11 protein-coding genes and 1 tRNA gene are annotated in these 7,975 nt (G+C 67.3%); 7 read left to right on the forward strand and 5 right to left on the reverse strand.

Annotated elements, in window-relative coordinates:
- Positions 1 to 534: 534 nt before the first annotated feature.
- The 3 genes from HH310_RS02915 to HH310_RS02925 all read left to right on the forward strand — a co-directional run bounded on the left by HH310_RS02915 (position 535) and on the right by HH310_RS02925 (position 2,219).
- Positions 535 to 621 (forward strand) — tRNA-Leu (locus tag HH310_RS02915).
- 258 nt (positions 622 to 879) lie between these two features.
- Positions 880 to 1,200, forward strand: coding sequence for an AbrB/MazE/SpoVT family DNA-binding domain-containing protein (locus tag HH310_RS02920; RefSeq protein WP_169173764.1), 321 nt, complete (start codon positions 880 to 882; stop codon positions 1,198 to 1,200).
- Positions 1,197 to 2,219 carry a site-specific integrase gene (locus HH310_RS02925; RefSeq protein WP_169173765.1) on the forward strand — a complete coding sequence of 341 codons (1,023 nt, stop codon included), beginning with the start codon at positions 1,197 to 1,199 and terminating at the stop codon, positions 2,217 to 2,219. The genes HH310_RS02920 and HH310_RS02925 overlap by 4 nt, the downstream gene beginning before the upstream one ends.
- Positions 2,220 to 2,458: 239 nt before the next feature.
- Here the strand turns inward: HH310_RS02925 and HH310_RS02930 are convergent, their stop codons facing one another.
- Complete coding sequence (locus tag HH310_RS02930) at positions 2,459 to 2,665, reverse strand: AlpA family transcriptional regulator (RefSeq protein ID WP_248293563.1); 207 nt, start codon at positions 2,663 to 2,665, stop codon at positions 2,459 to 2,461.
- 519 nt (positions 2,666 to 3,184) lie between these two features.
- Here HH310_RS02930 and HH310_RS02935 point away from each other — a divergent pair.
- On the forward strand, positions 3,185 to 3,415 hold the full coding sequence (locus tag HH310_RS02935) for a hypothetical protein (RefSeq protein ID WP_169173766.1): 231 nt from the start codon (positions 3,185 to 3,187) through the stop codon (positions 3,413 to 3,415).
- A gap of 89 nt (positions 3,416 to 3,504) precedes the next feature.
- Here the strand turns inward: HH310_RS02935 and HH310_RS02940 are convergent, their stop codons facing one another.
- Positions 3,505 to 4,110, reverse strand: coding sequence for a hypothetical protein (locus tag HH310_RS02940; RefSeq protein ID WP_169173767.1), 606 nt, complete (start codon positions 4,108 to 4,110; stop codon positions 3,505 to 3,507).
- A gap of 2 nt (positions 4,111 to 4,112) precedes the next feature.
- Positions 4,113 to 4,514, reverse strand: a complete 402-nt coding sequence (locus HH310_RS02945; protein ID WP_169173768.1) for a hypothetical protein — start codon at positions 4,512 to 4,514, stop codon at positions 4,113 to 4,115.
- Positions 4,515 to 4,517: 3 nt separating this feature from the next.
- Here HH310_RS02945 and HH310_RS02950 point away from each other — a divergent pair, with 3 nt between their 5' ends.
- Positions 4,518 to 4,763 (forward strand): hypothetical protein, encoded by a 246-nt coding sequence (locus HH310_RS02950; protein WP_169173769.1) that lies wholly within the window; start codon positions 4,518 to 4,520, stop codon positions 4,761 to 4,763.
- Positions 4,764 to 4,824: 61 nt separating this feature from the next.
- Positions 4,825 to 4,983, forward strand: a complete 159-nt coding sequence (locus HH310_RS02955) for a hypothetical protein (protein ID WP_169173770.1) — start codon at positions 4,825 to 4,827, stop codon at positions 4,981 to 4,983.
- 488 nt (positions 4,984 to 5,471) lie between these two features.
- Here the strand turns inward: HH310_RS02955 and HH310_RS02960 are convergent, their stop codons facing one another.
- A complete protein-coding gene (locus HH310_RS02960) occupies positions 5,472 to 5,813 on the reverse strand; it encodes a hypothetical protein (protein ID WP_169173771.1) in 342 nt (113 codons plus the stop codon).
- Entirely contained in the window at positions 5,803 to 6,207 is a 405-nt protein-coding gene (locus tag HH310_RS02965) for a YbaB/EbfC family nucleoid-associated protein (RefSeq protein WP_169173772.1), read from the reverse strand. Before HH310_RS02965 ends, HH310_RS02960 begins: the two co-directional genes overlap by 11 nt.
- A 673-nt stretch (positions 6,208 to 6,880) precedes the next feature.
- On the opposite strand from HH310_RS02965, the gene HH310_RS02970 reads away from it, so the two are divergent.
- Positions 6,881 to 7,975, forward strand: a 1,095-nt coding sequence (locus HH310_RS02970; protein WP_211191632.1) for a hypothetical protein, incomplete at its 3' end; no start/stop codon positions are given.

Consider the following 7,975-nt stretch of genomic DNA (forward strand, 5'->3'; position numbering starts at 1 on the left):
ATCATGTCGACCGCCGGGCTGACGCCGGACCGCATCCGAACCGATACATGCGTGGTGGGAAAGCGCATGCATCGCCCCAATCCGGATCCCGCTGCACGTGCGGTGGAACGGAAACACCGCAACATCAGGGCGTTCCGTGCCGGGCTGGAGCCGGCTGAGCACCCAGCGCGCCGAGTCAACACTCCAAGCCCGTACGCCGTACGTGAATGTCCCTACGCTTCCTTCCGGGTTGCCTTTCCCGAGCTCAACGCACCTCAACGACAGCCCGCGCAGCCGCGAGGCGACCATTGCTCGCCCACGCTGCCGAGCAGGCACAAATGGCGGCCCCACCGACACGAGGACCCCGCTGCCCAATACCTGGCGCCGACGCCACCCTCGCACGTTTCAGATCGCCCCGAATGCCCAGATTGTCCGCCCCGACCCTCCCTGCGCGGCGGAAACGGGCCCGTGTACAGTTCTCTCCTGTGCGGCCGACCGGCCACGCCAATCCCCGGCATGACCCGGAGGCGGCAGACCGGTAAGCTGGCAGTGCAGGTCCGGGTGGCGGAATGGCAGACGCGCTAGCTTGAGGTGCTAGTGCCCGTATAGGGCGTGGGGGTTCAAGTCCCCCCTCGGACACCAATTATCCGCATTGGTGCGCAGTTTTCGGTGTTCGTGTTCATGGGTGTCTGAACACGAACTTGCTGCTCAGATGCCGCGGCCGCAGGCCGCTCTTCGGTGGAAGTGGTCGTCATGACCACTCCGTCTCTTCCTCCTCTCATCCCTGGCGCAAGCAGGCCGGTCGGGATCAATGCAGCGTTGCCTTCGCGGACGCGACGGCCGCTGCCTCTGCCCCGGTTGAGCGCGGACGTCGCCCGGCACAGTGGCGTCGTCTATGCGATGAGCACGGTCGACAAGGCGGGCCGCGTCGCTGACCGCAGCGTCATCCGAGCTCTCGACTGGCCGCCGGGAACCCGCCTGACCATCCGCGAAGAGGCCGGGTCCTTAGTGGCCCTTCCTGCGGATGGCGGCACCTGCCGCGTCGACCGGCAGGGGCACATGATTCTGCCGCTCGCGGCCCGCCGCTGGTGCCATCTGACAGCCGGTGACCCGCTTCTCCTTGCCGCGGACCCTGCCTGTAGTCGGCTGGTGGGATACCCGGTCGCAGTGCTTGATCGAGTGCTCGGCGCGGTGTTGCTCGACGGGGGTGAGCCGGCATGACCGCGAGCACGCGCGAGGCCGAGCTGGCGGCGGCCCGGCTGCTGCTTGAGCGGATGGGCATCTCGCTCGACGACCTCATCCAAGCAGGACCGCGGGCGCCGATGCCGACGTTCGCCGAGTACGTGCCGAAGGTGCGGGTCGCCGTGTCAGCGGGCCTGCTCAAGGCGTACGGCACGTACTGGGACAAGGTTGTTGCCGCGTGGGGTGAGCGGCGCCTGGACGAGCCGACCCCGACCGAGATCGAGCAGCTGCGTGGACGGGTGCAGTCGACCGTGGTGGCACGCCGCAACGCCCGTGGCGGCAGGTCCGCGGCCGAGCATCTTGTCGCGGCGTTGCGGTGCCTCTACCGGCGGGCGGTTCTGGACGGCCTGATCCGCGAGGCCGACAACCCGGCGGCCAAGGTGGCCAAGCCGCGACGGCTGGCAAGTACCCGCCAGGCCCTCGCCGACGGCCGGCTCGTGGAGATCAACCAGGTAGCCGCGTCGACGGGCAATGACCCGCAGTTGGATTGCCTGCTGTTACGGCTGCACACCGAGACCGCATGCCGCCGCGGCGGTGCCCTCGGACTACGCCCGCGTGATCTCGACCCGGATCAGTGCCTGATCTTCCTACGGGAGAAAGGAGGCACTTCGCGCTGGCAGCCGGTCTCGCCGACGCTGATGCGTCACCTGCTGCAGCATCACGCCGAGCGTGGCGGCGGCGACCGGGAAGGGCGTCTGCTGCGTTACCGCAACGGCCGGCCGTTGACCTATCGCCGTTACGACAACCTGTGGGTGCGGCTCGGGCAGCACCTGCCGTGGGTGCGCACCCAGCAGATCAGCACCCACTGGCTCCGGCACACCACCTTGACTTGGGTGGAACGCCGCTTCGGCACCGCGATTGCCCGCGCCTACGCCGGGCACACCGACGGTTCTGGTAGCGGCTCGACCGCGTTGTATGTGAAGGCCAGCCTGGCTGAGGTTGCGTCAGCTCTCGCTGCGCTCACCGGGGAGGCGCATCCCGCCGCCGTCGATCAGTAGCGACAGCCACTGATCAGCCGATGGCAGGGCCCAGGTCCTGTCATCGGCGGCATCTCTGACCCGACAGACGCACATAGACCTACGCCCGGTCGCCGCCGGGTTGGAGAAGGGCATGCTGTTCGGCTCAGTCGACCGGCCAGTTGCGCGAAGGTCGGCAGCGCGACAGGACGGCCGCCGAAGCACCGATGACTCTGGTTCAAGCGCGACGAGCTGTCGATCCCCGTCGTCGGGGCCCTGGCCTAGTCGCTTTCCGGGTCCTCAGCCCGTTCTGGTCGGTGCTCTTTAATCCATGCCTCGACATCGCGCTCGTCCCATATCGAACCCATCGCGAGCGTCTGGTACGGCTGCGGGAAGTCGCGGTCACGGGTGATGGCGTGTGCCCGCGATCGGCCGACGCCGAGGCGATCGCCGATCTCCTTCGCACCCATGAACCGGATCTTGTCCATGAGCTGAGGCTATGGGTAACAGCTCTGGACATATGTCCGTAGTCACATTCCACAGACATATATCTGTACTGTGTCTATGGATAGTTGTACTCTTCAGGAAGAGGAAGCGGCAGGTAGCGCGCGTTAGCCGTGGCAAGCCGCTTCCCCACGACAACCGCAGCAGACGAGATACGCGGGCCGGCCGTCAGTCCACCCCGCAGGACTTTCAGCCGGCTTGCGCCGCGAGCGGCCCAGAATCCTTTTTGCGATCATGAACTACCACGCTGTAGTTCACCTACCACCCTTGTTGCCGCACTGACCTGTGGGAACTCTGGAATCACGGGGCCCGAGCGTGAATGGCCGACGAGCCGAATCGGCTCCGACGAACCCTCTCTGACGAAGCAATGCGCCATAACTGTCACAGACATGCGCACCGGCGCTCGGGCCATCTACACCGGTTCGCGACGATTCATATGAGCAGGTCGTTTGGGGTTGCGCCCGTACACGGCAGAGCCTGGCGTCGAGTCGTACACTTGTTCGATGTTCGAGCCGGAAGCTGACCGCCTTGTGTCGCTCCTTCGCGAGCGGTGGGGGGACGAGCCGGGCTGGGCACTTCGAGCGAACGGAACCTACGGGTTCTTCCTGCTCTTCCGAACCGATCTGGTCCCGATAGGCGAGGTTCGCGACCTCATCGTTGACACTTTCGGCTTCGCAAGCGGACCGACGTTCATCCTGGGGCACTTATACGACAGCGAGTCGGACGCCAGCTAGCCACATGTCCGCAGGCATGCAGGGACGCGGCTCCACGGTGTATCTCATTCGCGAGCGGCACCATCGACACCGTATGACCCCGGCATTGCTTAGATGGCGACGATGTCGTCTCCACGGAAGCCAGTTAGGTCGCGGAAGTGGGCGATGACGTCGGCAGGTCGGTCATGGCCGCGGTGCAGCAGTGTGAAGGACATCGAGCGGGGGTCGACGGATCCCATGATCGCGATGACGTCGCCGGTACGCAGGCGCAGGATCAGCACCGGCAGTTTCGCTTCGCCCGCGGGAACATGGTCGAAGGAGTATCCGACGACACCGGTGATCTGATGGGTGGGCCGCTCGATGCGGGCGATGGCTGGGGCGTCGCCGAAGGTGTCCCATTGCGACACGTCGAGCTTGGTGAACCGCGGTGCTGGCCAGGGCCGGCGTGCGTCGAGCTGGCGCGCTACCCGGCGCAGGAACTCGAACAGTTCCGGTTCGGTGTATCGCCGGCTGGTCTCGGCCGTTTGCGGGTGCAAGGCGCCCGCCTGCAGCGTCTGGTCGATGGCCGCGGCGAAGTCGGCCACCGAGGCGGAGAACAGGCGGCCTTCGATCATGTTGTCGACCAACCGTGCGGCGGTGGCGTCGCTGAGGTCGGGTGCGCCGTCGATCGGGTAGAGGAGCTGGTTGAGGACGCCACGCGCTTGGTTCTGGTCCATGGTCACCGTTCCTGCCCGCTCCATCCGTACTGTTTGAAATCGGCGCCGGGCGTGAAGCCCTGGTCCCGCAGGCTCTGCAGAACGCGGTCGTTCATGTGTGGCTCTGGCCGGTAGTGCCCGCTTTGGTCGGTTATCGCGACCAGCTGTCCGTTGGTCACCTCGATCTCACCCGCACCGACCACTGAGTCGCCGGCGAGCAGCGACGAGTGATGGGTGTGACCGACACGTTGGTCGAGGGTGGCATACAGGTTACCGCTGCTGTCCATGACGAAGATCGCCCGGCCGCCGCCGGACCAGTGCGTGGTGCCGCCCGCGGTGTCGAACAGGCTGCCGTCCGCGGCGCTGCGCAGGTTGCCGTCGGCGTCGACGAACAGCCGGTGCGCCTCCCGCTCGGCCGGCGTCATGTAATGGACGGTGTCCGGGTAAAAGGCCCGATTCGGATTGGTCGGATCGTTCTCGCCGACGTATCGCTGGCCCAGATGGGCGTCGGTCGGCAGGTCGTTGCCGCCACGTGGCGGCGGCACCTGGTCGCCGTCGCGCCAGCCACCGCGCGCCGGCGGGCCGGGCGGCCCGTCGCCGCCTTTGCCGCCGGAGACGGAGCGGAGCAGCTTGGCCAGCTCGTCCTTGAGGCCGGTGAGGATCTCGCCGAGTGAGTTGACCTTCGGCAGCAGTCTGCGCAGGCTGTTGAGCAGCGCCCGGATGAAGGTTTGGATCTTGTCGACCCATTTTTGCGACCAGCGTGGCGACCTGCCCGATCACCACCGGGGTGGCCAGGCCCAAGGTCAGGCCCGCTTCGGCGAGCCATTGCGGAAGCCGCGCGGCGAGGGTTCCGACGAACTGGGCGATCAGATCCCGGACGATCCCGCGGACTAGGCCGACGATCAGACCGGCGCCCTCCACCGCGTAGGAGATGCCGCCGGAAGCGGACGAGATGCCCTGCATCACCTGCGTGACGATGCCGGCGTGCTGCCGGTACGCGTCGCCGGACCCGCCCTGCCAGCCAGCGATGTCCTGGGCGAGCGCGTCCGTGTACTGCGCTCGCGCGTCGGCCGTGAACGATGCGACGTTTTTCCAGGTTGTCGCGTGCGCCGCGATCGCGTCCGGGTTGCCGGCCAGCCAGTCCAGCGCTTCCTTGAGGGGCTGGACGTGCTCCATGAGCCACGACACGCCCCAGGAGACCAGCGAGCCCAGCGGGTCGATCACCATGCCGAGCACGTCGAGGCTGCCGCCGACCGTGCCGAGCGTCCCGTCGACCCAGCTGTCGTCTTGAATGCCGCTGGATACCTGCGCGGCGCTGTCGACCAGGCCGAGACCGGTGTACCAGGTGGTTGAGCTCTGCTCCGCGGCGACCAGGGGATTCGTCACAGCGGCAGCTCCATCGCCTCGCGGCCACTGTCACCCGCCCGGGTGATGCGCTGACCGCTGGCCGCGTCCGTGGCCGACATGCTCTCCGCGGTGGTGCGCAGATTCGCGGCGGTTTCGCTGAGCACGTCGACGCTGGAGTAGAGCGCGTCGAGACCGAGGTCGAAGACCGGGCTCAAGATCGCGGGCAGGAACTGGCACAGCTGGCCGCAGGCGCCGCGGTCCATCGTGACCTCGTGCACCGCGGACCGTGCGAGTCCCATGGCATGGCCGACCTGCTCGACGCTGCCCGCATGCCGTTCGACCATGGCACCCGGGAACTGGACGTGATCAGCGGCCACCGCCCGTCCCCTCGCCGTCTTCTCGTTTCGGGGCGGGGAAGCGGGACTCGAACCAGTGGATCACAGCGCGGCCGGTCTCGGTGTCCGCGCCGACCGTGCGTTCCACCTGCACCGCGACCTGCTCGGCCAAGCGCGTCTGCGCGCTGCGCATCACCGCCATGATGCGGCGCGACAGCTCCGCCCCGCGCAGCCGCTGCACACGATCTGCGAGTTCAAGCGACTCCATCTGCCCCGACGAGCCAACCGTCACTCTGATCGAGGAATCCGAGTTCTCCGCGCTGCCGCTCAACGCCGACACCCGGCGCGACAGCGCAGCCGCACGCTCAGCCTGTGCGCTCACCCCAGCGGTCCAGCTGTCCAGCCAATCCTGCGCGGCATCGACGTCATCAGGCATGATTTCCTTCCCTATATCGAAGGCCGCGCACAGGGTATACAGCGCTGTCACTATCCGATGTCGTGGACGGGTCAGCTATCGCTGCTCCTCTGGCGTGATGGCGCTCGCACCCCAAGGTGGCCGCCCGGAGCCACTTCGTCGCGATCTCCCAACCCGAGCGTGCCGATCGAGCGACGAGCAACGCCTGCGCGACGAGGTCGAAAGGACCGAAGGTCGGGATTGCTGCGGCGCCGAGAGTGCAGTCACCACCAAGCCGGTGCAGCACACCAGCAAGATTCGCGTCCTGTCCGCAGTCAACGGGGCTTGCCCCTGGGTCAATGGACGCTGCCTCCCAGCCCACCCACCGAGCGACGGAACTGCCGACGGCACTGGGCCAGCGAGACCGATCGGACGGACGAGCGTGCAAACATTTCTTCTCCGTTGGGCCAGCGACAGCGTGGACCGGCCAGCGGGGAAGGCGGCCGCGGAACCCAAGCCGGACCTTTCGCCTACGCCCCCATGACCGCTTGGAGCGTAGGGGCGCGGATCGCGGCGTGAGTCCTTACGCCGCGATCCGCATTCACCTCAAGCACGGTCGATGGTCGGCCGGCGCAGTTGTGACACGGATGCTGCGCCACGACTGCGACAACGTGCCATCCGGATGCCCTATCTTGAGACAGCAAGGGGGCGTCCGATGATCGAGTTGTTGACCGGGACTGATCTGGAACAGTGGTCGGAGCGAAACGACTCGCGCGAGCACCTGCCGACGCTGGTCAGGCGTCTCATCCTCGCGGTGGCCGCGCCGGAGACGCTACGCATGCCAGCTGCCGAAGCCGTCGGACTGCCTGGCCTCGACGGCGAAGTCACGAGCTCGTCCGGCGCGCCGCCGTTCCTGCCTGCGGGCCGCTCCGTCTGGGAGATGGGTACCAACGGCGACCCTCAGGATAAGGCGCAACGCGACTACCGGAAGCGGGTTGTCGGGTCATCTCGCGATGAGCGATCTGGACTCGTGTTTGTGTTCGTGACGAGCCGCCGATGGCCGGACTCGCGGGACTGGATCGATCGCCGCGCGGAGGACGACGATGGCTGGGCAGGCATCCGGGTGCTCGACGCGGAGGACCTTGCTGCTTGGCTGGCGTTGTGCCCGGGAGTGCATCGGTGGTTGGCGTCCGAGCAACTCCGGCGAGACCCGCTCGGGGTGATCGGTCTTCGCGACTGGTACCGGAACTGGGCCGAACGCACACAGCCTGCTATACCGGCTGCGCTGTTACTGGCGGGCCGCGACGAGCACGTTCGCCGTATTCGGGACCGGCTCCGCGCCGACGCGGGCGAGCAGGTCGTGGCGTCGGCGAGCCGCGACGAGTCCGTTGCCTTCATTGCTGCCAGTCTGATGGCGGAACCGCCGCAGGACGCAGGCAGCACTCCGCGCATTACGTCGGGGGATTTGTCGACCGATGTATCCAGCGAGCCAGAGGAGGCGATCGACGCTGTTGCGGACTCGGAGCCGGCCGCTCCCGTCGGACTATCCACCGCGGAGGAGGGTGACGTCGCGACGGAGCTCACCTGCGCCGTTGGTGTTCCGGCTGAGCTAGAGGCGCTCCTCGAGCGAGCCCTCGTCGTCGAGGACGTGCGGGCGTGGCGGCGAGTGGCCACTCACGAGAGTCCGACCGTGCTCGTGCCTACGTTCGCCGAACCTGAGATCGGTGACGCCCTCCGCGCGGGCCATCACGTCCTATTGCCCCGCGCGGGCCCGACTAGCGACGACAGGCTTCCACGGCTACATCGGCAC

This window comes from Actinoplanes sp. TBRC 11911 (assembly GCF_012933445.1).
Taxonomy (GTDB): Bacteria; Actinomycetota; Actinomycetes; order Mycobacteriales; family Micromonosporaceae; genus Actinoplanes.

Coding starts and splice junctions, on each gene's coding strand:
- HH310_RS02920 (WP_169173764.1), top strand. CDS start 880: ATGAGCACGGTCGACAAGGCGGGCCGCGTCGCTGACCGCAGCGTCATC.
- HH310_RS02935 (WP_169173766.1), top strand. CDS start 3,185: ATGTTCGAGCCGGAAGCTGACCGCCTTGTGTCGCTCCTTCGCGAGCGG.
- HH310_RS02965 (WP_169173772.1), bottom strand. CDS start 6,207: ATGCCTGATGACGTCGATGCCGCGCAGGATTGGCTGGACAGCTGGACC.
- HH310_RS02945 (WP_169173768.1), bottom strand. CDS start 4,514: ATGACGCCGGCCGAGCGGGAGGCGCACCGGCTGTTCGTCGACGCCGAC.
- HH310_RS02940 (WP_169173767.1), bottom strand. CDS start 4,110: ATGGACCAGAACCAAGCGCGTGGCGTCCTCAACCAGCTCCTCTACCCG.
- HH310_RS02930 (WP_248293563.1), bottom strand. CDS start 2,665: ATGGACAAGATCCGGTTCATGGGTGCGAAGGAGATCGGCGATCGCCTC.
- HH310_RS02925 (WP_169173765.1), top strand. CDS start 1,197: ATGACCGCGAGCACGCGCGAGGCCGAGCTGGCGGCGGCCCGGCTGCTG.
- HH310_RS02950 (WP_169173769.1), top strand. CDS start 4,518: ATGGACGGTGTCCGGGTAAAAGGCCCGATTCGGATTGGTCGGATCGTT.